The organism is Actinomyces slackii, from assembly GCF_900637295.1.
In the GTDB taxonomy this organism is placed as follows: domain Bacteria; phylum Actinomycetota; class Actinomycetes; order Actinomycetales; family Actinomycetaceae; genus Actinomyces; species Actinomyces slackii.
On the sequence record NZ_LR134363.1, the window covers coordinates 988,401 to 1,013,955 of the forward strand.

Below are 25,555 nucleotides of genomic sequence, written 5' to 3' on the forward strand. Positions count from 1 at the left end.
TCCGCCCCAGCCCGCGCCGTGCGACTGCTGGCCCGCGATGCGCGCCCCGGTGAGCGCCCCATTGACGCGCAAAAGCATTGAACCAGGCGCGACCTGCCGATACGGTGGTGCTGGTCAGGCCAACCCTCGGCGTCGAAGGTGAACCGATGAGCGCATCCATCCCGCTGGACCGTCCGGCAGACGATCTCATACGAGCCCAGACCACCGGCCCGGTGCGCCTCGGACTGGACATCGGCTCGACCACCGTCAAACTCGTCCTCCTGCCCCAGCCCACGCCGGAACAGCCCGAGCCCGAGCCGCTCATCAGCGAGTACCGCCGCCACCATGCCGACGTGCGCGGAGAGGTCACCCGGCTCCTGGGCGATGCCGCCGAGGCCTACCCCGGCCTGACCGTTCGCGGGGCCGTGACCGGGTCGGCCGGCCTGAGCCTGGCCACGCTCATGGGCCTGCCCTTCGTCCAGGAGGTCATCGCCGAGACCCAGGCCGTGCGCGAGCGCAACCCCCTGACCGATGTCATCATCGAGCTCGGAGGGGAGGACGCCAAGATCACCTACCTCCACCCCACCCCCGAGCAGCGCATGAACGGCACCTGCGCCGGCGGCACCGGGGCCTTCATCGACCAGATGGCCCAGCTCCTCCACACCGACGCCGCCGGCCTCGATGACCTCGCCTCGCGCCACACCACCCTCTACCCCATCGCCTCGCGCTGCGGCGTCTTCGCCAAGTCCGACCTCCAGCCCCTCATCAACCAGGGCGCCGAGCCCACGGACCTGGCCGCCTCCGTCCTGGCCGCCGTCGTCACCCAGACCATCGCCGGCCTGGCCTGCGGGCGCCCCATCCGCGGCCATGTCATGTTCCTGGGCGGCCCCCTGCACTTCCTGCCCCAGCTGCGCGCCGCCTTCCAGCGGGCCCTGGGCGAGCAGGCCGACTCCTTCACCTGCCCCCTGGACGCCCAGCTCTACGTCGCCCTGGGCGCGGCCATGCTGGCCAGCGGCGAGCCGGTGACCCTGGAGGAGCTGTCCACCCGCCTGGCCACCCGCAAGGCCCTTGATCTGGGAACCTCGCGCATGCGCCCCCTGTTCGCCGACGACGCCGAGCTCGAGGCCTTCCGAGCCCGCCACGCCCGCGCCCACGTCGAGCGCGCCCACTGGCCCGCCCCCGGGCAGGAGCCGGCCGATGGGGCGAGCGGCGGATCCCCTGAGGTCAGGACCTGCGACGTCGAGCCGGCCGAGGCTGAGCCGGCTGAGGCTGAGCCGGCTGAGGCTGAGCCGGCCGAGGCTGAGCCGGCCGAGGCTGAGCGGGCCGACGTCGCCACCGGCGACTGCTTCCTGGGGATCGACGCCGGATCCACCACCATCAAGGCCGTCGTCCTCGATGAGCAGGACCGCATCGTGTGGGAGCACTACGCCTCCAACGACGGCGACCCGGTCACCGCCGCCGTTGAGATCCTGCGGCGCATCCACCGGGAGATGCCCGCCGGGGCGCGCATCGTGCGCTCCTGCGTGACGGGCTACGGCGAGTCCCTGGTCAAGGCCGCCCTTCACATCGACCAGGGCGTGGTCGAGACCATGGCCCACTACCGCGCCGCCGCCCGCCTCAACCCCGGGGTCACCTCCGTCATCGACATCGGCGGCCAGGACATGAAGTACCTGCGCATCAAGGACGGGGTCATCGACTCCATCAGCGTCAATGAGGCCTGCTCGGCCGGATGCGGCTCCTTCCTGCAGACCTTCGCCCAGTCCATGGGCCTGGGCATCGCCGACTTCTCGGCCCGCGCCCTGCGGGCCCCGGCCCCCGTGGACCTGGGCTCGCGCTGCACGGTGTTCATGAACTCCTCGGTCAAGCAGGCACAGAAGGAGGCCGCGGGCGTCGGGGAGATCAGCGCGGGACTGTCCTACTCGGTGGTGCGCAACGCCCTGTACAAGGTCATCAAGCTCAAGGACGCCGATGAGCTGGGCGAGCGCGTCAGCGTCCAGGGCGGCACCTTCCTCAACGACGCCGTCCTGCGCGCCTTCGAGCTCCTGACCGGCCGAGAGGTGGTGCGCCCCGACATCGCCGGGCTCATGGGCTGCTTCGGGGCCGCCCTGACCGCCCGGCAGACCTACGAGGGCCGCCCCAGCGAGCTGATGACCATGGGCGAGCTCTCCCGCTTCTCCCTGACCACCCAGGCCTCGACCTGCAAGCTCTGCCAGAACCACTGCCAGCTGACCATCACCACCTTCAACGACGGCCAGCGCCACATCTCCGGCAACCGCTGCGAGCGCGGCGCCACCCAGGAGCGCCGCGCTACCAAGTCCGAGCTGCCCAATCTCTACGACTACAAGTACAAGCGCGCCTTCTCCTACCGCCGCCTGCGCGAGAGCGCCGCCACCCGTGGGGACATCGGCATTCCCCGGGTGCTGGGCATGTACGAGAACTACCCCCTGTGGTTCACCATCCTGACCTCCCTGGGATTCCGCGTCATCATCTCGGGGCGCTCCAACCACGAGCTCTTCGAGTCCGGGATGGACTCCATCCCCTCGGAGAATGTCTGCTACCCGGCCAAGCTCGCCCACGGGCATATCGAGTCCCTCCTCGCCAAGGGCGTGCGGACCATCTGGTTCCCCTGCGTCTTCTTCGAGCGCGAGCTCGTCGAGGGGGCCGACGACCACTACAACTGCCCCATCGTGGCCACCTACCCCGAGGTCATCCGCACCAATATGGAGGGCGTCAGCCGGGCCATGGAGGGCATGGAGGGCCAGGAGCCCGACGCCCGGGCCGGCGACGGGGGCGCGCGCCTGCTCGCCCCCTTCCTCAACCTGGCCGACCCGGCCACCCTCGCCAGGCGCCTGGTCGAGGTCCTGGCCGACTGGCGGGTCACCCTGCCCGAGGCCCGGCGGGCCGTGGCCGCGGGCCTCGCCGAGGACGCCGCCTTCAAGGCCGACGTGCGCGCCGAGGGCCGTCGCGCCCTGGAGTGGATGGAGGCCAACGGCCGCAAGGGCATCGTCCTGGCCGGGCGCCCCTACCACATCGACCCGGAGATCAACCACGGCGTCCCCGACGTCATCAACACCCTGGGGCTGGCGGTCCTCTCCGAGGACTCCATCCTGCCCGAGCCCGCCTCTGAGGCCGACGACGGCGCCGATCGGGCCGCGTCCGCCGGCGCCCTGTCCCGGGCGGTGGCCTCGCTCCGGCGTCGGGACCGGTCCCCCGAGGACTGGTCCGACGTCACCGCCGAGGGCCTGCCCGCCCCCAGGGGCGTGGCCGCCCCTGAGGTCGCGCCCCGCCTGCGGGTGCGCGACCAGTGGGCCTACCACTCCCGCCTCTACCGGGCGGCCGAGATCGTCGTCGGCCGCGAGGACCTCGAGCTCGTCCAGCTCAACTCCTTCGGCTGCGGGGTCGACGCCGTGACCACCGACCAGGTCCAGGAGATCCTGGAATCCGCCGGTGGGGTCTACACCAGCCTGAAGATCGACGAGGTCTCCAATCTGGGCGCCGCCACCATCCGCCTGCGCTCCCTGGCCGCCGCCTCCCAGGCCCGCCGGGACCGGGGCCAGGAGGCCCACGAGATCGACACGACCCTGACCGAGACCCCTGAGCAGGGCCCGCGGCGACCCACTAAGAGGCCCGCCGCGCAGCCCGATGGGCCTGCGGCCGCCTCCCGGGCCCCCGCCGAGCGCGCCGTCGGCGCCCGGGAGCTGCCGGCGGCCACCACTCCGGCCTTCACCGAGGAGATGCGCTCGACGCACACCATCCTCATGCCCCAGATGAGCCCCGTGCACTTCCGGCCCCTGGCGCCGCTCATGCGCCGACTGGGCTACCGGGTCGAGCTCCTAGAGTCCGCCACCAAGGCCGACCTGGAGGTGGGGCTGCGCTATGTCAACAACGATGCCTGCTTCCCCGCCATCATGGTCATCGGCCAGCTCATCGCAGCCTTCACCGAGGGCGGCCACGACCCCGAGAGCTGCGTGGTGGCCATCTCCCAGACCGGAGGCATCTGCCGCGCCACCAACTACGCCGCCATGCTGCGCAAGGGCCTGCGCGAGGCCGGCTACCCCCAGGTGCCGGTGGTGGCCATCTCCCTGCAGGGCCTGGAGACCAATCCCGGATTCGAGCTGACCCCCGCCATGGGCCTGGGACTCCTCCAGGGCGTCATCATCGGCGACACCCTCAACACCTGCACCCTGCGCGTGCGTCCCTACGAGGCGGTGCCCGGCTCCACCCAGGCGCTCGTGGAGCGCTGGGACGCCATCATCGCCGAGTTCTTCGAGCACCGGGGCCGGTCGGCCACCTGGGGCGGGCGCCTGGGCTACCGGCGCCTCCTTCGCGAGATGGTGCGCGAGTTCGACGAGCTGCCCCTGTCCGACTCGCCGCGCCGGCCCCGGGTGGGCGTCGTCGGCGAGGTCCTGGTCAAGTACCAGCCCGACGCCAACAACCACGTCATCGACGTCATCGAGGCCGAGGGCTGCGAGGCCGTCGTGCCGGGGCTGCTGGCCTTCCTCCTCAGTGGGCTGGCCACCGCCCAGTGGGAGGCGGATGCCTACGGCATCGGCGCCGGCTCGCTGCGCAAGAAGAAGGCCGCCATGTGGCTCATCGAGCAGCTCCAGGCCCCCGCCCGCCGGGCCCTGGCCGCCACCGGCAAGTTCGACGCCGAGGCCCCCATCGGTGAGCTGGCCCGCAAGGCCTCGAGCATCCTGTCGCTGGGCAACCAGGCCGGCGAGGGCTGGCTGCTGACCGCTGAGATGATCGAGCTCATCGAGCACGGCACACCCAACATCGTGTGCTGCCAGCCCTTCGCCTGCCTGCCCAACCACGTCGTGGGCAAGGGCATGTTCCGCCAGCTGCGGCGCCACTACCCCCAGGCCAACATCGTGGCCATCGACTACGACCCCGGGGCCAGTGAGGTCAACCAGCTCAACCGCATCAAGCTCATGATCTCCACCGCGCATATGACCCACCAGCAGGCCCGGTCCGCGCAGGAGGCGGACAGCCGCGAGACCTTCCGAGCCCTCCTGGCCGACCTGGGGCCCGCGCCCGATGCCACCCCCGTCTCCCCGGATGTGGCGGGGGAGACGGCCCCGGCCCTCACCCCGCGCCCCTGAGGGCTGGGGAGCGGGCCAGGCGATCGCCGCCGCAGTGGCCGGCCCTCACCCCGCGCCCCTGAGGGCCGGGGCCCACCCGGGGGACGCCCCGGTGTCCCGGCCCCGGTGCCACGCGCGGTGCCGAGGCTTCCCGGCTCGTCGTCGCCCCGTGCCTCAGCGCTGGACGGCCAGGACCGGGTTGTACAGGAGGCGGTTGGGCGTCGTCGGGCACTCCTCGCCCACCGCCATGGGGGCGATGAGCCGGTCCGCGCGCAGGTCCTCCAGGCGGGAGACCACCCGATCGCGCAGGCTCCAGGGGTCGATCGTGTTGAGGTAGATCTTCGTGCCCCCCTCGAAGCCGGCCAGCGTGGAGACCCGCCACTTGAGCGTGACATGCCAGGGCATGGGCTGGTCGACGTCCATCGGCTTGTGGTGCCACTCCTCATTGCAGGGCACGTCGGCGCCCGTGGCCGCGTGCAGGGCGTGCAGGAGATCGGAGACGGCCTCGACCTCCTCGCGGGCCATGCGCCAGGGCTCGGGCGTGGCGGAGGTGGAGTAGACCTCCAGGGTGGGGTAGCGGTGCCCGAATCCGGCGAAGGCCACCGCATGCTCGTTGCTGGCCACCAGCAGGTCGCGGTAGGCGGCGTAGTCCACCGCCATCTCGTTGTACAGGTTCGGGTTGGCCCGCACCCGGGCCAGCTCCAGCTCGCTGGTCACGCCCCGCTCATCGATGGCCACCAGCTGCTTGTGCAGGTGGTCGAAGCTCGCCCCGGCCGGGCGCAGCCAGTTCTGGAACACCGCCACGTAGCGCACCCAGCGGTTGGAGGCGTACAGATCCTCCATGGCGTCGACCGCCATGCGGGTGTAGGCCCGGTGCTCGGCCACGCTCAGCGTCCCCGAGCCCGCTAGGCAGGAGGAGTCCGTGGCATCGTCGGTGAAGTGGCGCCGGGCCACGATGAGGTCGTGACCCCCGGCGAAGAAGGAGGCCAGGTAGTGGCGGCGGGCCTCCTCTCCCATGAGGTCCCAGGAGGAGGGCTCGGCCCCCGAGGCCTTCAGCTTGGTCTTGGCCACCGCCGCCGCATGCGCGGCCCCGGCGGGGTCGGCCAGGTAGGCGTCCATGCGCTCGCGGGCGGCGTCGGGCACCTCGTAGCCGTGGTTGGAGCGCCAGTAGTCGAAGGACAGGATCTCGAAGAGATTGGGGATGCGGCGGAACTCCGCCGTCGTGGCCCGCAGCTGGGAGGCGGGCAGGGCGTCGAGCCGCGCCAGGCCGTCCTCGGTGCGCACCAGGCGGGACTTCTCCGGGGGCGTCTCGGTGTAGCGGCCCGGGCAGAAGGCGCAGGCCTGGGTGCGGTCCTGAGGGGTCAGGGCGCGCACATCGGTGGGGGGCTGGGAGATGGGGCGGTCGCCGCGTCCCGGGACGGTCCACACCTCGGTGCCGGTGAAGGGGCTGATCTGCTTGACTGTCCCGTCGGCCAGGCGCGTCAGTGGCTCGGCTGCGGGCGAGTAGGGCATGAGCATGGCGCTATTGTTGCGCGCCTCGGCCGGCCCCGGGGCGGTCCCGGACGAGCCTTTGCGTCGACGACGTGCCTTTGCGTCATTCACCCCTGTGCTAACCCTCGTCGGATGACGCATTCCCTCGTCCGGTACGCAGACGCACGTCCGACGCCGCCCGCTCGCGGCGGCCTGCCCCCTCAGCGCCGCTTCAGCATCTGCTCGACCATCGACTCCAGGGACTCCTGGACCGGCCGGTAGCGCAGGCCCAGCTCGCGGCTGCGCGAGGCGTCGGCGCGCAGCGGGTAGCCCACGTTGCGCCGCACGTAGTCCCGGGTCAGACCGAGGCGGGGCGCCAGCGCCATGATGATCGGGCGGGGCACCGCCCGGCGGGGCAGGGGGAGCCTGCCGCCGTAGCGGGGCCTGAGCATGTCCGCCAGTCCCAGGGAGTCGGTGTCCTGGGCGGAGACGATGTAGCGGCCGTGGGCCTGGGGCAGGAAGGCCGCGGCCAGGTGGGCCTGCGCCACCTCGCGGACGTCGACCACGGCCAGGCCGATGCGTGGCGCCCCGGAGCGCATGGTCCCGTCCAGCAGCATCTCCATGATGGTGAAGCTGTCGGAGGCGGGGGCGGGGCCCAGCGCCGGGCCCAGGATGAGGGAGGGGTGGATGGTCACCAGGTCCCAGCGCTCCTGGTGCCCGGCGATCCTCCAGGCCTCCTTCTCCGCCAGGGTCTTGGAGTAGGAGTAGGGCTCATGGGTCAGGGAGGAGCTCGTGTTCCAGCCCTCCTCGGTGATGAGGTGACCGGGGGCCCGGCTCAGGTCCGCGGCGTCGCCGTACATGGCGGCGATGGAGGAGGTTAGGACGACCCGCCGCACTGAGTCGCAGCGCTTCGCCGAGCCCAGGACGTTGCGAGTCCCCTCCAGGGCGGGATCGACGAGATCGCGCTGCGGGTCGCTGACCGAGCGGATGAAGGGGGAGGCGGTGTGGATGATCGTGGTGCAGCCGGCGGTGGCCTCATCGTAGGAGCCGGGCTCCAGCAGGTCGGCGGTGAAGAGGCGCAGGGTGCCTGGGGTGGCCTCGGCCGCTCGCAGCAGGTGGCCGGTCTTGCGCTGGTCGTGGGGGTCGCGCACCGGCGCGTGAACGGTGGCGCCCGCCTGGAGCAGGCCGGCGGCCACCCAGCTGCCCAGGTATCCGGTGGCGCCGGTGACCATGACGGGGGCGGAGGCATCCACGGGAATGCCGCGCAGGTCGATGCCGTGGTGGGTCAGGAGTGCGTTCATGGGTGCAGCATCTCAGTGCCATGAAACGAAGTCAAGCAGTTTCGTAATGTGAGGGTAGGATGCTGCCGTGACCGAGCGCCACCCCGCCAAGCGCCCCCCGGGGCGTCCCACCGACGCCGCCCTGGGGCCGGCCATCGTGCTGGCGGCGCGCGACATCCTCGCCGAGTCCGGCTACGGCGGACTGACCACGGCGGCCGTGGCCAAGCGCGCGGGCGTGTCCACGGCGACCCTCTACCGCCGGTGGCCCACCAAGCAGGCCCTCGTCATCGCCGCCGCCCGCCAGCTGGCGGCCTCGCACGGGGCGGATGACGGGGGCATCGGCGCCCAGGGGGTCGGGGGCGCAGGAGGCTCGCAGAACTCGGGGAGCACCGGGGGCCTCCAGGGCCCTGCTGGGGCCGGCGGCGCTCCCGACACCGGCTCCCTGCGGGGCGATCTCGCGGCGCTCCTGGCGCACAAGAACCGCGTGCTGGCCGGAGCCACCGGCGCGGCACTGGTCGCCCTGCTGGGTGAGGCCCGCCTCGATCCCGAGCTGGACGCCCTGCTGCGCGACGAGCTCTACGAGGCCACCCGCGAGCACCTGGAGGAGATCCGCGAGCGCGCCCGCGCCAGGGGTGAGGACATCACGGCCCTCGACTCGCAGTCGGCCGCCCGCCTCATCCTGGGCGCCCTCATCGCCGGGATCACCCTGAGCGGCCCGGGGCCGACGTCGAGCCGCGACCCGAACCGGTCTCCCCTGAGCCAGGCGGAGATCGCCCTCCTCCTGCGAGCCCTGGCAGCGGAGGCGCCCTAAGCGCTCCGGGGTGGCGGGGCGCGTCCAAGGATGCAGATGGGTGACGTTTCGACCGGTCCCAGAAAATATGTCGCAGGCGCGCACTAGGGTGAGCCGCGGAGACTCTCCGCATCCGTCCCTGCTTCTCTTCTCCCTGCCATGACACCTGATAATCACGATCTCGTCCTGCGCGGCCTGCTGCGCGTCCTGCCCGCGCAGCTGAGGGTCTTCACCGAGCGCGCGCTCAAGGCCGCCGGCCGATCCGCCTCCCAGCGCGCCCTGGCCGCCGCGCGTCGCGACTCGCATTCCGTTGACCTCGAGGATCTGTCAACCCAGATCAGGATCCTGACCGCTCGTGGCGAGGATTCCCGCCTCCTGCTCGCGCTGCCCCCGGGGCTGGCCTCCAAGCTCCACGAGGTTCGCCGCCTGCGCAACGACGCCGTCCATGGCCGCCTCGGTGCCGACCGTGCGCTCGCCTGCCTGGTCGCCGTCAGCGAGACCCTGTGGATGATCGGCGCCTCCGACGGGCCCCGGCAGGAGGTGCGAGACCTTATCGCCGCGCTGGACGGTGGTCGTGGGCCGGCCCTCAGCCCTCTGGATGCGGTGGGGATCGGTGTTCGATGCGAGGCCGTCCTGGGCTATGCGCACGCGCTGGCGGGCCTGACCCTGACCGCCGTGCTCGACCTGAGCCTGGCCGGTGGGTGGGCGCCCACTCGCGCGGATGCGCCCGGCCCGGCCGATGGCATGGCGGCCATGTCCTCCCCGGGCCGGGGCTCGGGCGCGGCCGGGGACCTGGGCGTGGTCGAGCTGCGCGTGAGCGTCGTCGAGCATGGGGGAGACCGTGAGATCACCGCGCCCCAGACCCTGGCCTGGGATATCTCCCAGGGGGATCGGAGGCTGACCGCCAACCTCCCCCTGGTGGCCGGCGAGCTGCTCCAGATCGATGAGGACTGCGCCGCCGAGCTGTGCGTGGAGATCACCGACACCCAGGGCCGTACCCAGGCGCGTCATCTGCAGGGCCTGGCCGCCCTGGCGCCGCGGCGCTGGCGGATGAGCGGTGGCAGCCGCTGGGCGGGGGCTGCGCTGGCGACCTTCGTCCAGCCGGACCAGGCGGCCCTGGCCCGGATCGCCCGAACGGTGACCAACCGGGTGCGCCGCGACCCGGTCCCCGACGCCGTGGCCGGGGCGGTGTGCACCGAGGTGCGCCGCCTGGGCCTGAGGGTCGACGGCGACGCGGCGGCCTGGGCCGATGCCCCGCGGTCCCTGCGCACAGCGGCTGAGGTGCTCGACGTCGGCGTGGGCTCGGCCCTGGATATCGCCCTCCTCATCGCCGGGCTCCTGGAGCGGCTGGAGATCCCGGCCGCCCTCCTGCTCACGGAGCGCGAGGTCTTCGTGGCCTACGTCCGCGACGGAGGCGGCATGCCCGCGCTGGCCCCCGGCCAGGTGGCGGGGCTCGTCGAGCGCGGCGAGCTCGGGGTGATCAACCCGCTGCTGGCGGTCAAGGCGCGCACCGCCATGGTGCACTCCCTGGAGGCGACGAGGCGCCGCAGGGCGCTGGCGGCGCTGGGCGGGGTCGTCCTGGCCCTCGACCTGGGCGGGGCCCGCGCGGCGGGGGCGCGCCCGCAGCCGGGACTCGCGCGCCGGGAGGACGATCGTGTGGTCGAGTTCGACGCGGTCGCCCCGGCCCAGGACATCGCCGATGAGGCGGGCCCGGGGGCCGATGCCGCCGATACCGCCGAGGAGCCAGAGCCCCGCGCGCAGGAGCCCGCCTCGCCCACCGGCTCTCCGGCGGCTGGCAGCGCCCCGCCGTCGGAGGTCGAGGACTGGAAGCGCAGCCTGCTGGACCTGACCCTGCGCAATCCGCTCATCAGCCGCCACTCGCGCTCCGCCATCGCCCTGAGCCTCCCGCCCCATCTTCTGGGCAGCCTGGAGGATCTGGTCAACCAGCAGGACCAGCTCGTCCTGGAGCGCGCCGACGCCGGCCAGGCCACCGCCGAGGACCTGCTGGCCCAGCGCCGGGTGCGCACCGAGCTGGAGGGCACGGAGCATGAGCGGCGCCTGGCCTCCATGGACGCCCTGGCCCGGACGACCATCGAGGAGACCGGCGCCAACAACCTCTACCTGGCGCTGGGGACCCTGGAGTGGGAGTCGGTGGGCAAGCCCCTGCGCTCACCGCTGATGCTCGTGCCCGTCACCATCGTCCACGAGGGGCAGACCTTCGGGATCCGCCTGGATGAGGCCGAGACCTCCACCCCGAACTTCTCCCTGCTGGAGCGCCTCAAGGCCGATGTGGGAATCGATCTGGGGGAGCTGAGGCAGCCCGTGCGCGATAGTCACGGCATCGACGTCGGCGCGACCCTGGAGGCCGTGACTGAGCGCCTGGCCCAGGTGCTCCCCCGAGCCCGCGTGGAGCCCACCGCTCATCTGGGGCTGTTCCGCTTCTCCACCTACCGCATGTGGAAGGACCTGGAGGAGCACTGGCCCGCGCTCATCGCCGGCCCGGTGGCCGGCCTGCTGGGGCAGGGCCCGGGCCGCGGGGATACGGCCAGCGGGGATACGGCCGGCGGGGGCACGGACGGCGGCCCAGCCCCGCACCCCGGCCGGGGCCCCGCCCCCGAGGCGCCTGAAGATCTGGACGCCCTCATCGAGGGCCTGCCCCTGGACGCGGACTCGAGCCAGGCCCGGGTCGTGGCCGACGCCGTCGCAGGGCGCAGCCTGGTTGTCGAGGGGCCTCCGGGCACCGGCAAGTCCCAGACGGTCGCCAACCTCATCTTCGAGGCCGTGGCCCGGGGGCGCACCGTCATGTTCGTGGCGGAGAAGGCCTCAGCCCTGGAGGTCGTGGCGCGCCGCCTGCGTGAGGAGGTCGGGATCGGGGACCTCCTGCTCAACCTTCATGACAATGGCATGAGGCCCAAGACGGTGCGCGAGGGGCTTCGACGGTCCCTGGAGGCGGGCGCCGATGAGCCCGCCGGGCAGAGCGGTGATCCCCGGGCGCTGCGCGACCGGCTGGCCGGGCTGCGCGCCGACCTGGAGGGCTACCGGCGCAGCCTGCACGGCCCCCAGGACGGGGCGTCCTACTACGAGGCCCATGACGCGGTGATCGGCGCCCAGGGGGAGAACCTGCGGGCGGCCCGTGAGCGGCTCGCCGAGACCGGCCGCCGCCTGGGCCTGGACTCCTTCGACGCCGCTGACCACGCCCGTCTCCTCCAGGAGTACCGGGCCACCCGGGATGCCCTGCGCGCCCTGGCGCCCCGGGAGGTGCTCGCCCGGGTCACCCGCAACCGGGACCGGGTGCTGGAGGAGGCCGGGGCCCGAGGCACGGCACTGCGCCGCGAGCTCGGCCGCAGGAGCTCTGAGCTGAGCGTGCGCGACCTCATGGGCGAGTACGGCGACCTCATCACCGCCATCACCCCCTGCCTGCTGGTCTCCCCGGACTCGGTGGCCCGCTTCCTGCCGGCCGACCGCACCCATGTGGACCTGGTCGTCTTCGACGAGGCCTCCCAGATCACCGTGGCCGGGGCCGTGGGCGCGCTGGGGCGGGGGCGCTCGGCCGTCGTGGTCGGCGACCGCAAGCAGATGCCGCCGGCGCCCAGCGCCAGTGGCGGGGACCTGGAGGGCGCCTCGCAGACGGGCGCGGAGTCGATCCTGGAGCGGTGCCTGGCCGCCGGGGTGCCCGATCGGGCGCTCACCTGGCACTACCGCAGCAGGGATGAGTCCCTCATCGCCTTCTCCAACAAGCACTACTACGGCGGGCGACTGGCCACCTTCCCCAGCCCCCTGACGCTGGCCCCCGGGCCCGACGGCGGCCCCGGCGGTCATGGCATCTCGTTGAGGCAGGTGGCCGGCACGTACTACCCGGCGGGGGCGCGGGGCCGGCCGGGGATCCTGCCGAACACGAATCCGGTGGAGGCGCGAGCGGTGGCCAAGGAGGTGATCCGCCGCTTCGAGCTCAGCCCGGAGACGACGCCGTCCATCGGTGTCATCACCCTGAACTCCCGCCAGCGCGACCTCATCGAGGAGCGGCTGCGCGAGTCCAAGGGGCGGGTGCGGCGCTCCGTCGTCGAGCGCATCCGTGCGGCCCTCACCCAGCGCGACGGGCTGCTGGTGCGCTCCTTGGACAATGTTCAGGGGGAGGAGCGCGACACGATCCTGCTGTCCCTGACCTTCTCGGCCAAGGACGGCGGGAATGTCCCGCTCAACTTCGGGTCGCTGAGCCATCTGGGAGGGGAGCGCCGCCTCAACGTGGCCCTGACTCGGGCGCGCCAGCAGATGGTGGTCTTCGCCAGCTTCGCCCCCGAGCAGCTGCGCGCCGAGCTGAGCTCCCACCAGGGGCCCAAGGACCTGCGCAACTACCTGGAGGCGGTGCGTGATCGCCGGGCGCCGCGGGCGCGGCCCCGATCGGCCGGCGAGATCGACCGGTACCGGGTGGAGCTCGCCGAGCGCCTGCGCGAGGCCGGCCTGGAGGTGAGCGTGGGGGTGGGGCACTCCAGCTTCGAGATCGACCTGGTGCTGGCATCCCCCGCGGGAGCGCGGCCGGGTGGGCCGGCGGGTGCTGGCGTGGCGGTCCTGCTGGACGGGCCCGCCTGGAACCGGCGCGAGTGCCTCGCCGATCGCGACCTGATGCCGGCCGATGTGCTCACCGCCGTGGGCTGGTCGCGGGTCGAGCGCGTGTGGCTGCCCCAGTGGGTGGCCGACCCGCAGGCCGTGGTGGCCCACCTGGTCGACGTCGCCGGCGGCCCCGCGCCGGTCGGTCGGGCAGCGACTAGGACGGCGGCCGCGGTGGAGCCCGGCTCCTCCCCGGCCGAGGCAGGGCTCGCTGAGCCTGCCGGGCGTGCCGGACCTGCTGAGCCTGCTGGGTCTGCTGGGCCCGCTGGACCCGCTGGACCCGGAGAGCCCGCAGGGCCCGCAGGGCCCGCTGAGTCTGCTGGACCCGCTGGGTCTGCCGAGCCCGCCGGACCTGCTGAGTCCGCTGATCCCGCCGAGCCCGCAGACCCCGCTGGGCCTGCTAGACCCGCCGAGCCCGCCGAGCCCGCCGGACCTGCTGAGCCTGCTGGGTCTGCTGGACCTGCCGAGCCTGCTGGGTCTGCTGGACCTGCTGAGTCCGCTGAGTCCACTGGGCCTGCGGAGCCCATAGAGCCCGCAGAGCCGGTTGAACCCGCCGGACCCGCTGAGCCCGCCCGGGTGTCGCAGGCCTCCGGTCCCCTGGCGCCTGCCCTCTATGAGTCATGGCGACCCGAGGGCACGCGCTCGCGGGACATCCTGGACCGCGCGGCCACGGACGAGGAGGCGCGCCGTGAGGTCAGGCGGGTCGCGCAGGCGATCTGCGAGACCGAGGCCCCCTTGATCATGCGACGCCTGATCGTCACCCTCTGCCGCGCCTTCAACCTGTCGCGCACCACTAAGAGCCGCGAGGAGAAGGTTCGCGACATCCTGGGCGACTCCTTCGCCCATATCGATGAGCACGACTTCGTGTGGGAAAGAGATGACTTCGAGCGGGTGCTCCGGAAATATCGACGTCACGCCCTGGACCATGTGAGCGGCATTGAGGAGATCCATCCCCAGGAGCTGCGCGTCCTGATGAGGCAGGTGCGCGCGGCCAAGCCGGAGTGGACCTCCCCGGAGGACCTGTGCAAGGCCGCCCTGCGGCGTCTGAGCGCCAAGAACCGCAAGCTGACGCCCACCGTCAACGCCGCGCTCATGAGAGCGCTGCGGCAAGTCGAGGACGAGGCTCAGGACGAGGGCCAGGACGAGGACCAGGACGAGGCCGCCCGGCTCTGACCTGCCCGCGCTCCCGCCCATGCGGAGGGCATGAGCGGGGGCCTGCGCCGTCGGCCGGGCGCGTCAGTGGAGCGGCTGGGGGCAGATGGATGTGAGCATGCCACGGTGACCTCCAGCGTCCCGGTGCTCAGGGGGAGGTCGTGGACCGTCCGCGACGGATGCCGCTGACTGTGGAGGGCGCTGTGCCCGCGGTCGGCTCACGGCGCCGTCGGGCGGCCCGGCGGGACCGTCTGCCCGATGGCGGAGTGCGCCCGGCCGGGCTCAGGCCGGCCCCTCCTGCCCCGGCGCTGCTGCCTGCTCGGCCCAGGCGCGGATCCGCTCCTGGGACTCGGCGTCGGAGAGGTCCTCCACGCGCGTCATGATCGCCCAGCGCACCCCGAAGGGGTCGCGGATGGAGGCGTAGCGATCCCCGGAGACGAAGTCGGCCGGCGGCTCGCGCAGCACGGCGCCGGCCGCCACGGCCCGGGCCGCGACCTCGTCGGCATCCGGGCAGTAGAGGCAGAGCGAGTACATGTCCTCTGTCTCGTCAGACTCGCCGGCCTCGTCGGCCATGCCCGCCCCCGACGGCGCCCGCATCCCGGGAAGAGCCGAGGCCGCCCCGATCTGGAAGCGCCCCGAGTCCAGCTCGAGCTCGGCATGCGCGATCACCTCGCCCAGGCGCGTGCACCCCACGAGGCGCGCCCCGAGCACCTCCTGGTAGAAGGCCAGCGCGCCCTCGGGGTCGGCCAGGGGCAGGAACGGGGTCAGGGAGGTGTAGCCGTGCGGGGTGCCACGAGTCGTGTGCCGCCCCGTGGCCGCCCGGCTCGGCGCCCGCGCGCCGCCCGCGGCGGGTTCAGTGGGCTCAGTGGCATCAGCGTGGTTCTTATCCGAGGTCATGCCTCGAGGCTAGGGCCGCCCGGGACTGCCCGGCTTGTACATTCCTGCCATGCCCGCCTCCTCGGCCTCGCCCCCTGACCAGAGGGAACGCGGCGTCCTGCACCCCGAGCGCCTGCCCGTGGACTTCCGCCGCCTGGAGCCCACGGGCGTTGAGGACCTGGTCTGCTGGTTCTGGGCCGCCTCGTGGGACCATCCGGTGGGCGAGGAGGCCCGTCAGGAGATCATCGGCTTCCCGGGCTGCAACCTCGCGGTGGAGACGAGCGTGCAGACGGGCGGGCAGACGAGCAGGCCGACGAGCAGGTGGACGAGCATGGTGGGGCTGGCCGGGCCCACCACCCGCGCCTCGGTGCGCGAGCTGGAGGGCCGCGGCTGGGTGATCGGCGCCCTCCTGCGCCCCGCGGCGGTGCCCGCCCTGACCCCGGACCCGGCCGGGCTGCGCGACCGCTACGTCCCGCTTGAGGCGCCGGGCCTGCACGACGCCGTCGCCTCCGCGCGCGCGGCTGGGACGGATCCGGGGGCGCAGACCGCGGCGGTGCTGGGCGACTGGCTGCGCGAGCGGGTCGGTGAGCCCTCCTCCGAGGGCCTGCTGGCCAACCGGATGCTCGAGATCGTCATGGGGGAGGCCGGGGTGCACACCGTGGCCGACCTGGCCGAGCGACTCGGCGTCTCCCCGCGCACCGCCCACCGCCTGGCCGCCCGGTACGTGGGGCTGACCCCCTACGCCATGATCCGACGCCGTCGCCTCCAGGAGGCGGCCGGCCGCGTGCGCGAGGGAGCGGAGCTGGCCGAGATCGCCGTTGAGCTGGGCTATGCCGACCAGGCCCACCTGGCCCGGGACTTCCGTGCGGTGCTGGGGCGCAGCGCGGGAGGCTACCGGCAGGCCTCCGGCGCGCCGGCCGCGGGAGTGCCCTCGCGTCATCGGCGCCGGTCGGCGTCGACGACGTGAGCTCGCGTCGACGACGAGGGTCTGCGTATCGGACGAGGGTTCGCGTCATCGAACTGGGGTTAGCACAGGGGTGATTGACGCAAACGCTCGTCGTCGACGCAAAGGCTCGTTCGCGAGGCTCCGGGTCCGGCTCCGGATCCGGACGCCGCCCCGGACGCCGCCTGGGTCCCGGCGCCGGCGCGGCGAGGCGGATTCGTGTCGCGCCCCGCCCGTAGGGTGTGCCCATGTCACGCGAGATCCAGTACGGCGACTGGCCGGCAGGGCTCAGCGATGAGCGCATCATCGCCACGGTGGGCGGCCGGGCCTACATGCGCGGCCAGGACTACGCGCTCAGGGGCATGGTGCGGGGGATCTCGGTCGCCGGCGGCGGGGACATCATCACCGCCCAGGTCCGGGGCTCTGGCTCCCGCGTCTACCAGACCATCGTGTTCCGCTCCTCGGCCAGGGCATGGAGCGGGAGCTGCTCGTGCCCGGTGGGGGCCGACTGCAAGCACGCCGCGGCGCTCATGCTCACGGCGCGCGCCCTGGCGGAGGAGGAGCCCGAGGCCCAGCTCCCCGCGTGGGAGTCCCAACTGCGCCAGATCCTGCACGTTGAGCGGGCCCGCCTGCGCAGCATGGCCCTGGAGGTCGCCCTCGCCCCGGAGCGCGGCTGGATGCAGCGGGAGACGCTCTCCCTGCGGCCGCTCATCGAGGGCCAGCGCGGGTGGAAGCGGCAGGGCGCGTCCTGGCGGCGCATCTACGAGGGCGACCTGGATGGCGAGGTGGCCCCCGCGATCCTCGACGCCCTCAAGGACCTCGTCGGCATGGTGGGGATGTTCGACGCCAGCCTCTACTACAGCGACTCCCGCCTCGACCTGGCCACGGCCCCATCCCGCATCTGGTCGGCCCTGCGCCGCGGCGTCGAGGCCGGCCTCGTCCTGACCACCGCCCAGAGGAACGGCGCGTCGGTGCGCCTCCTGGAGGGGCTGCGGGCCGGCGTGACCCTGCAGGACGATCCGGATGGGTCCTTGTCCATCCTGCCCTCCTTCGAGACGGGTGAGATCGAGGAGCTGGCGGGCCACCCCCCGCTCATGCTGGAGCCCCTGGGCGATCCCGTCCATGCCTGCTGCTCCTGGCTCCCCGACGGCGAGCTCCTCCTTCTGCCCCTGGACCCACCGCCCGGGCCCGCCCTGGCGCGGGTCCTGGGTGGGCGGACCGAGCGCCTGACCATCCCGGCCCCGGATGTCCCGCGCTTCGAGGCCGAGCACCTGGAGGCCGTGGTCGCGGCCCTGCCCGTCATCCGGGTCGACGAGGGCATCCGCCTGCCCGAGCCGGTCGAGGCGGGCCTGGTTCTCACCGTGCGCATCGACCCCGAGGCCCACCGCCTGCGGACCTCCTGGTCGGTGCGCTACACCACCGCCTCGGGGGAGGTGCGGCGACGCCACGAGCTGGAGAACCTCTCCGTGGTGGCAGAGTCGGTCTCCCGGGACCTGCCCCCCGCCTCGCGGGATGAGGAGGACAGCGCCAGGGTGCGGCGCGACCCCGAGGCCGAGGCCCGCCTGGCCTCAGCGGCCTTCAACGCCCTGCTGTCCGACTTCGGCCGCTGGTGCCTGTGGCGGAGCCAGGCCTTCGACGGCATGGACACCGCCCGATTCATGACCACGGTCCTGCCCCACCTTCAGCAGGCCGAGGGCTTCACGGTGGAGGTGATCGGGGAGGCGCCCGACTACCGCGAGGCCGCCGATGCCCCGCTCATCACCACCGATGTCTCCGACGACGACGATCGCCCCGACTGGTTCTCCCTGCGGGTGAGTGTGCGCGTGGGGGACGAGGAGATCCCCATCCCCCGCCTCATGACCGCCCTGGCCGCCGGAGAGCAGGAGGTGCTGCTCGATTCAGGGCTCTGGGTGAGCATCGACCGCCCCGAGATCCACGCCCTGGCACGGCTCATGGAGGAGGGGCGCGAGCTGGAGGACCCCCAGGCCCGCGGCACTTTGCGCGTGACCTCTCTCCATGCCGGCTACTACGAGGCCCTGGAGGCCCTGGGCGTGGTGGGGAGCACCACCAGGCGCTGGAAGGAGCGGGTGGGGCGGCTCCTGGAGCGCATCGAGGCCGCTGAGGCCATCCAGAGCGGCGAGGGCGAGGAGCCCGGGGCCGCCGGGGATCGGGACGTCCTGGCCGCGCCCGTGCCCCAGGGCCTGAGCGCCGAGCTGCGCCCCTACCAGCTCGAGGGCTACCGCTGGTTGGACCTGCTGCGGAGCCTGGGCCTGGGCGGGGTCCTGGCCGATGACATGGGCCTGGGCAAGACCGTCCAGGTCCTGGCCGCCGTCCAGCGCATGGTCGAGCAGCGCGGGGCCGGTGGGGAGGCTGACGCGCCTGCCGGCCCCGCTGACCTCGCTGGGTCCGCTGGCCCCGCTGACCCCGCCGGGTCGGTCGGCGCCCCCGATCCTGGAGCCGGTCCTGAGGCGGCGCCCGCTGGCCCCGCTGCGCCCGCTCACCCCGCTGGTCCCGCTGCGCCCGCTGACCCCACTGGGTCGGCCGGCGCCCCCGATCCCGGAGCCGGTCCTGGAACCGGGCCCGCCCGGCCGGTGCTGGTCATCGCGCCCACCTCCGTCGTCGGCTCCTGGGTGGAGCAGGCCGAGCGCTTCTGCCCCGGCCTGCGCGTGCGCACGGTGGCCCGCACCACCGCCAAGCGCGAGCATTCCGTGGAGGAGATCGCCTCGGGGGCCGACGTCGTCGTCTCCTCCTACACGATCGTGCGCCTGTGCGAGGAGGAGTTCGCCGACCAGCAGTGGGACTGGGTGGTGTGCGACGAGGCCCAGTTCCTCAAGAACCACGCCTCGGCCACCTACAAGGCGGTGCGGCGCCTGCCCGCGCCCTCCACCATCGCGATCACCGGCACGCCCCTGGAGAACTCGCTCATGGACCTGTGGTCCCTCATGAGCATCTCCGCCCCCGGCCTGCTGCCCGGGCCCGAGCGCTTCCGGCAGCTCTACCACCGCCCCATCGACCGCGGGGACGGCGAGGCCCTCGAGCGCCTGCAGCGTCGGATGCGACCCTTCCTGCTGCGGCGCACCAAGGAGCAGGTGGCCGCCGAGCTGCCCGCCAAGACCGAGCAGGTCCTGGCCGTCGAGCTGGGCGCGGCCCACCGGCGCGCCTACGACCAGCGCCTGGCCCGCGAGCGCCAGAAGGTCCTGGGCCTGCTGGAGGAGGACTCCGCCCAGGCGCGCTTCTCCATCCTCAAGGCGCTGACCACCCTGCGGCAGATGGCCCTGGACCCCGCCCTCCTGGAGGAGAGCCCCGCCGGAGGGGCGCGCCGCAAGCCCACCGCCAAGGTCACGGCCCTGGTCGAGCACCTCGAGCCCATCCTGGCCGAGGGACACCGGGCCCTCGTCTTCAGCCAGTTCACCCGGTACCTGACAGGCGTGCGCGACCATCTGGAGGGGCGGGGGATCACCACCGCCTACTTGGACGGGGCGACCTCCCGGCGCCAGGAGGTCATCGACTCCTTCCGCGCCGGGGGCGCCCAGGTCTTCTGCATCTCGCTCAAGGCCGGGGGATTCGGCCTGACCCTGACCGAGGCCGACTACGTCTTCCTCCTGGACCCCTGGTGGAACCCTCAGGTCGAGGAGCAGGCCGTGGACCGCACCCATCGCATCGGCCAGGACCGGCCGGTCATGGTCTACCGGATGGTCTCGGCCCAGACCATCGAGGACAAGGTCATGGCCCTGAAGGAGAAGAAGGCCGAGCTCTTCGAGCGCGTGGTCGAGGGCACGGCCGCGGCCCAGGACGCCGCCGGAGGGGGCGCGGGGGCTGTGGCCGCAGCGGCTGGTCCGGCGGCCCTGAGCGCTGCCGAGATCCGCGAGCTCATCGAGGGCTGAGGCCTGGCCGCAGGCGGGCCGGCAGGGGCGCGCGGCAGGATTTCATCGGGCTGCGATCAGTCGATGGCCGGACAATTGTCAGGGATTTGCCAGGTGCGGCACGGCGCTCCGAGCGCCCCTTGGACGACGACGCTGATCGCTTGCTGTGACTGGACTTTGCGGGTGTCGGGGTGGAGGGGCGGTGCCGGCATCGGCGCTCCGCACCCCGGCTCATCGACTGTGAGATGCACTCCTGATATATCCCAGGGATGGGGAGTATTCCCCATACTCGCAGCGTTTACTGCCGGTCTGTGAGCGTAGTTGAGCGGTTGAGCGTCCCGGTGACGCGATCGTTACAGTGGACAGGACTGCAGGGGCATCGAGAGTCGCAAGGCGGCGGACCGGTGCGCAGTCCGATCCGACTGATGATGTGATGAGAAACGCCAACCACTCATGAACACAATTCCAGACACAGTAGACCATATCGACGCCGAGGCGCCGCAGCCCGACGGGCGCGCCATGAGCGCGGCGGCCCCGCCACCGTCACCGGGATCGCGCCGCGCCGCCCTGCGGCTCCTGGGCGCGGGTGCCCTGGGCGTGGCCGGCACCGCCGTGGCCGCAGGGCTTGCGGGCTGCACCCCGGGAGGCGGGTCGACCAGCGCCACATCCGCGCCGTCGGGCAACGCCGCGGCCACGCCCGGCAGCCCCGGGGTCCCCGGAGCCCCAGGCGCCTCCGGGGCCCAGGCCACGCCCCGGGTCACCGGCGACCTGACGCAGCGCATCACCGGCGTCGAGGAGGGCGACACCTCCGCCATGGCGCCCGACCCCTCCTCCAACCAGGCTCAGAGCCAGGAGCAGGCCGAGCAGGCCCGCCGGGCCCAGGAGTCCCAGGACGGGGGCGGCTCATCCTCTGACACCTCTGACGCGCAGCCCCAGGAGGACGGCCAGGGCAGCCAGGGCGGCTCTCAGGACACCGGCAGCACCGGGGGCACCGGCGGCGCTGACAACAACAGCGCTGACAACGGCGGCACCGGCTCCCAGACCGCTCCGGAGGTCTACAGCCACGCCCCCTCCGAGGCCTCGATCTCGGTGACCACCGACCTCGCCCCCGGCATCACCCTCAACACCTCGCCGGCCTGGCACCTGGCGCGACGCGCCTCCATCGCCGCCACCGCCGATATCGCCGCCGACATCGAGCGCATGGGCGCCGAGGTCTGGATCGACCAGCAGCTCACGCCCGAGAGCATCGACGACTCCGCGGCCGAGGCCGTCATCGCCGGCCACTACTCCTGGTCGCGCATGCCCGCCTCCGAGCTCAAGGGCCCCACCGGGGACGCCGTCTACCGGGCCGCGCCCACCGTGACCAACGCCGTCCTGACCCGGGTGCGCCTGAGCAAGCGAGTCCTGGCCGAGTCCGTCGTCGAGCTCCTGGGCGACCACATCTACGTCCCCATCCACGGCAAGGCCGAGTCCTTCATCACCGGATTCGACGTCCTGCTGCGCACCCACGCCCTGGGGCGCTACGCCGATCTGCTGCACGCGGCCCTGACCGACGTCGCCCTCCTCCAGGAGCTCGACAACGTCGAGTCCACCAAGGACAAGCCCAATGAGAACCTGGGGCGCGAGCTCCTGGAGCTCTACACCGTGGGCCGCGACGCCTACACCGAGGACGACGTCAAGGCCTCCACCACCATCCTGACCGGCCATGGCATGGACTGGGAGACCATGTCCTACACCTACCGGCCCGAGGCCCACGCCACCGGCGCCGTCAGCCTCCTGGGATTCTCCGACCCCAACTCCGACCCCGCCGCCGGCCCCGACCTGCTCAAGCGCTACGTCGAGCACCTGTGCGCCCAGCCATCCACCGCCCGCCGCCTGGCCACCCGCATCGCCCGGCGCTACATCGCCGACGAGCCCTCCAACGCCGTCGTCGAGCACATCGCCAAGGCCTACCTGGACAATGACACGCGCATCGCCCCGGCCGTGCGCGCGGCCCTGACCCACTCCGAGTTCGGCGCGTCAGTGGGCAAGAAGTGGCGCCGGCCCATGGAGTTCATCATGACCATCGCGCGGGCCTCCCACACCCAGATCGGCACCCCCAGCGGCTCGGTCAGCTCCGATGACACCTGGAACACCGGCGCCTACGGCTGGCTGATCCAGGGCGCCGGCCACGCCCCGCGCATGTACGCCACCGTGGACGGCTACCCGGACACCGCCTCCTACTGGATGTCCTCCAGCCTCATGATGCACCTGTGGAATGCCGCGCAGTCGGCCGTCCACGGCGATGAGAAGGAGTCCGGCGTCAACGACTGGGTCTCGGTCCTGCAGATCTCCTCGGGGGCCAAGGCCATGGAGACCGCCGCGCGCATCTCCTGGCACCTGACCGGCTACTCCTGGCCCGACGCCCACCTTGAGTCCGTGGCCGCCCTCCTGGCGGGACTGCCCGAGTCCGGTGAGCCCGGCTCATGGACCGTCACGGACAAGGACCTGCCGCATCACACCTCGCAGGCGGTCCGCCTGTGCTTCGCCAGCCCCTACGGCTTCCTTCGCTGAGAGTTCATGAGGAGCAGATCCATGGCACTGAGAAAGACCCGCTTCACCCAGGGCGCCGCCCTCATGCGCGAGGACATCGTCACCCCCATGCACCACCATGACGAGGCGCAGGACGCCCTGCTGGTGGAGGTCGACGGCGTCACCCGCCCCATGACCGGATGCCAGGCGGATGGCTACGTCACCGAGAACTACGACCTGCCCGAGCTGACCGAGGTCGAGCATGTCGACGGCGGGCCCCGCCACGTCAAGCGCCGCCACATCCTGGCCGGGGCCGCCGCCGGATTCGGGGCGCTGCTGACCACCACCACGATGCCCCGCTACTCCTTCGCCGCTCCCCCCGAGGGCTCCAGCGGCCCCCAGGAGCTGCTGGTCTGCGTGTTCATGCGCGGCGGCTTCGACGGGCTCTCCGCGGTCGTGCCCGTGGGGGACCCCGCCTACTACGCGGCCCGCTCCTCCATCGCGGTCAAGGCCGAGCAGACCCTGGGGCTGGACGCCACCTGGGGGCTCAACGCCCATATGAAGGCCATGAAGCCGATCTGGGACGAGGGGCAGCTGGCCATCATCCAGGGCTCGGGCTCCCCGGATGTCTCCCGATCCCACTTCGTGGACCAGGTGACGGTGGAGCGCGCGGCCCCCGCCTCGGTGCGCTCGGGCTGGCTGGGCCGCCACCTGCAGACCGCATCCTCGCAGACCGGGACCTTCAGGGGCGTGAGCATCGGGACCTCCACGGTCTTCTCCCTGACCACCAACGCCCTGGACACCCTGGCGGTGTCCTCCATCGATGACTTCGGCCTCGATGTGTGGGGCGGGGACCGGATGAAGTCCCACGTCCAGTCCGTGCTGGAGGAGATGTACGGCGGCGCCGGGGGCCAGGCCCAGGAGACCGCCGCCTCCACCTTCGACGCGGCCACCACCCTCCAGCAGATCCGCGCCGACCAGTCCACGGCCCCCGAGGGCTACCCGGACTCCACCTGGGGCAAGGGCCTGGCGGAGATCGCCCGGCTGGCCAAGGCCGGTGTGGGCATGGAGGTCGCCTGCATCGACATCGGCGACTGGGACATGCATGCGGGCCTGGGCTCGGCCGCCGACGAGCAGGCCTGGTTCTCCCGCCGGGCCCGGGACTTCGCCGAGGGCCTGGCCGCCTTCCGCAAGGACCTGGGCGAGCACTGGTCGCGCACCACCGTGGTGACGATGAGCGAGTTCGGCCGGCGCGTGGCCGAGAACGGCAGCGGCGGATTGGACCACGGCCAGGGCAACACGATGTTCGTCCTGGGCGGCGGCGTCAAGGGCGGCCGCGTGCTGGGGACCGTGCCGAGCCTGGAGGAGGCCAACCTCTCCCTGGGCGACGTGCCCATCACCCTGGACTACCGCCAGGCCCTGTCCGAGATCGTCTCGACCAAGCTCGGCAACGGCTCCTCCGTGGCCGACGTCTTCCCGGGCTTCACCCCCGGAACGCCCCTGGGGATCGTCTAGATCGCCCCGGCCCCGGCAGCGCCCGGGGCCGGAGGCGGCCCGGCACTGGCTCGGCACTGCGGCTCGGGGCGCGGGCGCCTGCCCTGAGCGGACCGGCCGGCCCTCCCAGCACCACAGGCCTGCTGCTGCAGGTGGTCTCCACAGTCCTGGGCAACCGCCTCGTCATGGGCCCGTGCCCGGGGGTCACTCTGGATGCGCGGGTATGGCACCCGCTGGGCCTGGCGCCCATGCCAGGCCCATGGATTCGGGAGGAGACCCCCATGAGGAGAACCCTGCGCACTGTGCGCGACTGCATGCACCTGACCCGCCCCGAGACGCCGGTGGACCCCGCCGGCCATGCCGATCCCGGAGGCGAGGCCGGCATGGCCACCGCCGAGTACGCCATCGGCACCCTGGCCGCCGCCGCCTTCGCGGGGCTGCTGCTGGCGCTGATCAGGTCCGGCAGCCTGACCGGGGCGCTGCAGTCCATCATCGAGTCGGCGCTGTCGGTGTGATGTGCGGCGCCGTGCTTCCGGGCGGGCGCGCGAGCCTCCGCCCGACGGCGAGCACCGGCCCTCCCCGCATGGGAGCCAGGCGGACTGGCAGGTCCTGCACCAAGGGACCGGCCCGCCGTGGGGGCCGCCAGGAACGGTCCCCGCGGCCGCTGCGGCCCCGCCCCGGTCCGCGGCCGCGGGGAGGGCACCGCCCCGGCGCTGGCCCCGGTGGAGGGGAGGCCGGCATGGTGACGGCTGAGACCGCGGTGTCCCTGCCCGCGGTCGTCCTGGTCCTGCTGCTGGTGCTGGCCGCCATCAGCGCGGGACTGACCCAGCTGCGGGTGGCCGACGCCGCCCGCAGCGCGGCCCGCCAGGCCGCCATCGGCAGCCCGGACTACGCGGGGGCCGCCCACAGGGTGGCCGGGCCGGTGCATGTGGGGGTGGACTCCGGGGAGTTGACCTGCGTGACGGTCTCGCGCCCGGTCCCCGGCCCGCTGGGCGGGCTGGGAGTGGTGGCCAGTGCGAGGGCCTGCGCCTACACCGAGCCGGGTGCGCCATGAGCCGGGCTGTCCGGGACGGGACGGGCGGCGGGCCGGCCGGGGCGCTCGCCGAGGAGCGCGGCTCGGGGACGGTGATGGCCCTGGGCATCATCGCCGCACTGCTGACGCTGGGGCTGATGGCGGTCGGCCTGATCCAGGCCCAGGGGGCCTCGGGCCGGGCGCGGATGGCCGCGGATATGGCCGCCCTGGCCGGGGCGACGGCGCTGACCTCGATCGCCGCCCCCGGCGACCCCTGCGCGACGGCGCAGCGCGTCGCCCAGGCCAATGGTGCGCGAATGGGGTCCTGCCGGGTCGAGGGCGAGGACGTCACGGTGGGGGTGGAGGTGCCGGTGCGAGTCCTGGGAGTGGCCCGTCAGGCCACGGCACTGGCCAGGGCCGGCCCCGTGGATGCGCCCCCGAGTGCTCCGTGAGCCGGCTGGCGCGCCCCCGTGGGCGAGACTCCGCGCTGCCTGTCTTG

13 protein-coding genes are annotated in these 25,555 nt (G+C 73.0%); 10 read left to right on the forward strand and 3 right to left on the reverse strand.

What is annotated here, in order from left to right:
• Positions 1 to 146 precede the first annotated feature (146 nt).
• Positions 147 to 5,081, forward strand: coding sequence for an acyl-CoA dehydratase activase-related protein (locus tag EL266_RS04050; protein ID WP_051281157.1), 4,935 nt, complete (start codon positions 147 to 149; stop codon positions 5,079 to 5,081).
• Between the two features lie 153 nt (positions 5,082 to 5,234).
• Here the strand turns inward: EL266_RS04050 and EL266_RS04055 are convergent, their stop codons facing one another.
• Positions 5,235 to 6,578, reverse strand: coding sequence for a DUF4921 family protein (locus tag EL266_RS04055; protein ID WP_026426966.1), 1,344 nt, complete (start codon positions 6,576 to 6,578; stop codon positions 5,235 to 5,237).
• Between the two features lie 173 nt (positions 6,579 to 6,751).
• Positions 6,752 to 7,831: an NAD-dependent epimerase/dehydratase family protein gene (locus EL266_RS04060; protein WP_034514880.1), complete on the reverse strand. Its 1,080-nt coding sequence runs from the start codon at positions 7,829 to 7,831 to the stop codon at positions 6,752 to 6,754.
• A gap of 67 nt (positions 7,832 to 7,898) precedes the next feature.
• Here EL266_RS04060 and EL266_RS04065 point away from each other — a divergent pair, with 67 nt between their 5' ends.
• Both EL266_RS04065 and EL266_RS13655 read left to right on the forward strand, forming a co-directional pair.
• The gene (locus EL266_RS04065) at positions 7,899 to 8,621 is read left to right on the forward strand and encodes a TetR/AcrR family transcriptional regulator (RefSeq protein WP_026426964.1); all 723 of its coding nucleotides are present in this window, start codon (positions 7,899 to 7,901) and stop codon (positions 8,619 to 8,621) included.
• A 138-nt stretch (positions 8,622 to 8,759) separates the two neighbouring features.
• Entirely contained in the window at positions 8,760 to 14,378 is a 5,619-nt protein-coding gene (locus EL266_RS13655) for a DUF4011 domain-containing protein (protein ID WP_051281155.1), read from the forward strand.
• Positions 14,379 to 14,639: 261 nt separating this feature from the next.
• Here the strand turns inward: EL266_RS13655 and EL266_RS04075 are convergent, their stop codons facing one another.
• A complete protein-coding gene (locus tag EL266_RS04075) occupies positions 14,640 to 15,254 on the reverse strand; it encodes a VOC family protein (protein WP_051281153.1) in 615 nt (204 codons plus the stop codon).
• A 49-nt stretch (positions 15,255 to 15,303) separates the two neighbouring features.
• On the opposite strand from EL266_RS04075, the gene EL266_RS13660 reads away from it, so the two are divergent.
• The 7 genes from EL266_RS13660 to EL266_RS04110 all read left to right on the forward strand — a co-directional run bounded on the left by EL266_RS13660 (position 15,304) and on the right by EL266_RS04110 (position 25,508).
• Positions 15,304 to 16,200, forward strand: a complete 897-nt coding sequence (locus EL266_RS13660; RefSeq protein ID WP_051281151.1) for a helix-turn-helix transcriptional regulator — start codon at positions 15,304 to 15,306, stop codon at positions 16,198 to 16,200.
• Positions 16,201 to 16,424: 224 nt separating this feature from the next.
• On the forward strand, positions 16,425 to 20,060 hold the full coding sequence (locus EL266_RS04085) for a DEAD/DEAH box helicase (protein ID WP_026426963.1): 3,636 nt from the start codon (positions 16,425 to 16,427) through the stop codon (positions 20,058 to 20,060).
• A 432-nt stretch (positions 20,061 to 20,492) separates the two neighbouring features.
• On the forward strand, positions 20,493 to 22,592 hold the full coding sequence (locus EL266_RS04090) for a DUF1800 family protein (protein WP_084500706.1): 2,100 nt from the start codon (positions 20,493 to 20,495) through the stop codon (positions 22,590 to 22,592).
• A 21-nt stretch (positions 22,593 to 22,613) separates the two neighbouring features.
• Positions 22,614 to 24,065: a DUF1501 domain-containing protein gene (locus tag EL266_RS04095; protein ID WP_026426962.1), complete on the forward strand. Its 1,452-nt coding sequence runs from the start codon at positions 22,614 to 22,616 to the stop codon at positions 24,063 to 24,065.
• 293 nt (positions 24,066 to 24,358) lie between these two features.
• On the forward strand, positions 24,359 to 24,559 hold the full coding sequence (locus tag EL266_RS04100) for a DUF4244 domain-containing protein (RefSeq protein WP_051281160.1): 201 nt from the start codon (positions 24,359 to 24,361) through the stop codon (positions 24,557 to 24,559).
• Positions 24,560 to 24,783: 224 nt separating this feature from the next.
• Positions 24,784 to 25,098 (forward strand): TadE family type IV pilus minor pilin, encoded by a 315-nt coding sequence (locus EL266_RS04105; RefSeq protein ID WP_034514878.1) that lies wholly within the window; start codon positions 24,784 to 24,786, stop codon positions 25,096 to 25,098.
• Positions 25,095 to 25,508, forward strand: a complete 414-nt coding sequence (locus tag EL266_RS04110; RefSeq protein ID WP_051281147.1) for an Rv3654c family TadE-like protein — start codon at positions 25,095 to 25,097, stop codon at positions 25,506 to 25,508. Before EL266_RS04105 ends, EL266_RS04110 begins: the two co-directional genes overlap by 4 nt.
• Positions 25,509 to 25,555 lie beyond the last annotated feature (47 nt).

What these genes read in the sequence shown, in the direction of transcription:
- EL266_RS04050 (WP_051281157.1), top strand. Translation starts at nt 147, where the DNA reads ATGAGCGCATCCATCCCGCTGGACCGTCCGGCAGACGATCTCATACGA.
- EL266_RS04055 (WP_026426966.1), bottom strand. Translation starts at nt 6,578, where the DNA reads ATGCTCATGCCCTACTCGCCCGCAGCCGAGCCACTGACGCGCCTGGCC.
- EL266_RS04060 (WP_034514880.1), bottom strand. Translation starts at nt 7,831, where the DNA reads ATGAACGCACTCCTGACCCACCACGGCATCGACCTGCGCGGCATTCCC.
- EL266_RS13655 (WP_051281155.1), top strand. Translation starts at nt 8,760, where the DNA reads ATGACACCTGATAATCACGATCTCGTCCTGCGCGGCCTGCTGCGCGTC.
- EL266_RS04075 (WP_051281153.1), bottom strand. Translation starts at nt 15,254, where the DNA reads ATGACCTCGGATAAGAACCACGCTGATGCCACTGAGCCCACTGAACCC.
- EL266_RS13660 (WP_051281151.1), top strand. Translation starts at nt 15,304, where the DNA reads ATGCCCGCCTCCTCGGCCTCGCCCCCTGACCAGAGGGAACGCGGCGTC.
- EL266_RS04085 (WP_026426963.1), top strand. Translation starts at nt 16,425, where the DNA reads ATGTCACGCGAGATCCAGTACGGCGACTGGCCGGCAGGGCTCAGCGAT.
- EL266_RS04090 (WP_084500706.1), top strand. Translation starts at nt 20,493, where the DNA reads ATGAACACAATTCCAGACACAGTAGACCATATCGACGCCGAGGCGCCG.
- EL266_RS04095 (WP_026426962.1), top strand. Translation starts at nt 22,614, where the DNA reads ATGGCACTGAGAAAGACCCGCTTCACCCAGGGCGCCGCCCTCATGCGC.
- EL266_RS04100 (WP_051281160.1), top strand. Translation starts at nt 24,359, where the DNA reads ATGCACCTGACCCGCCCCGAGACGCCGGTGGACCCCGCCGGCCATGCC.
- EL266_RS04105 (WP_034514878.1), top strand. Translation starts at nt 24,784, where the DNA reads ATGGTGACGGCTGAGACCGCGGTGTCCCTGCCCGCGGTCGTCCTGGTC.
- EL266_RS04110 (WP_051281147.1), top strand. Translation starts at nt 25,095, where the DNA reads ATGAGCCGGGCTGTCCGGGACGGGACGGGCGGCGGGCCGGCCGGGGCG.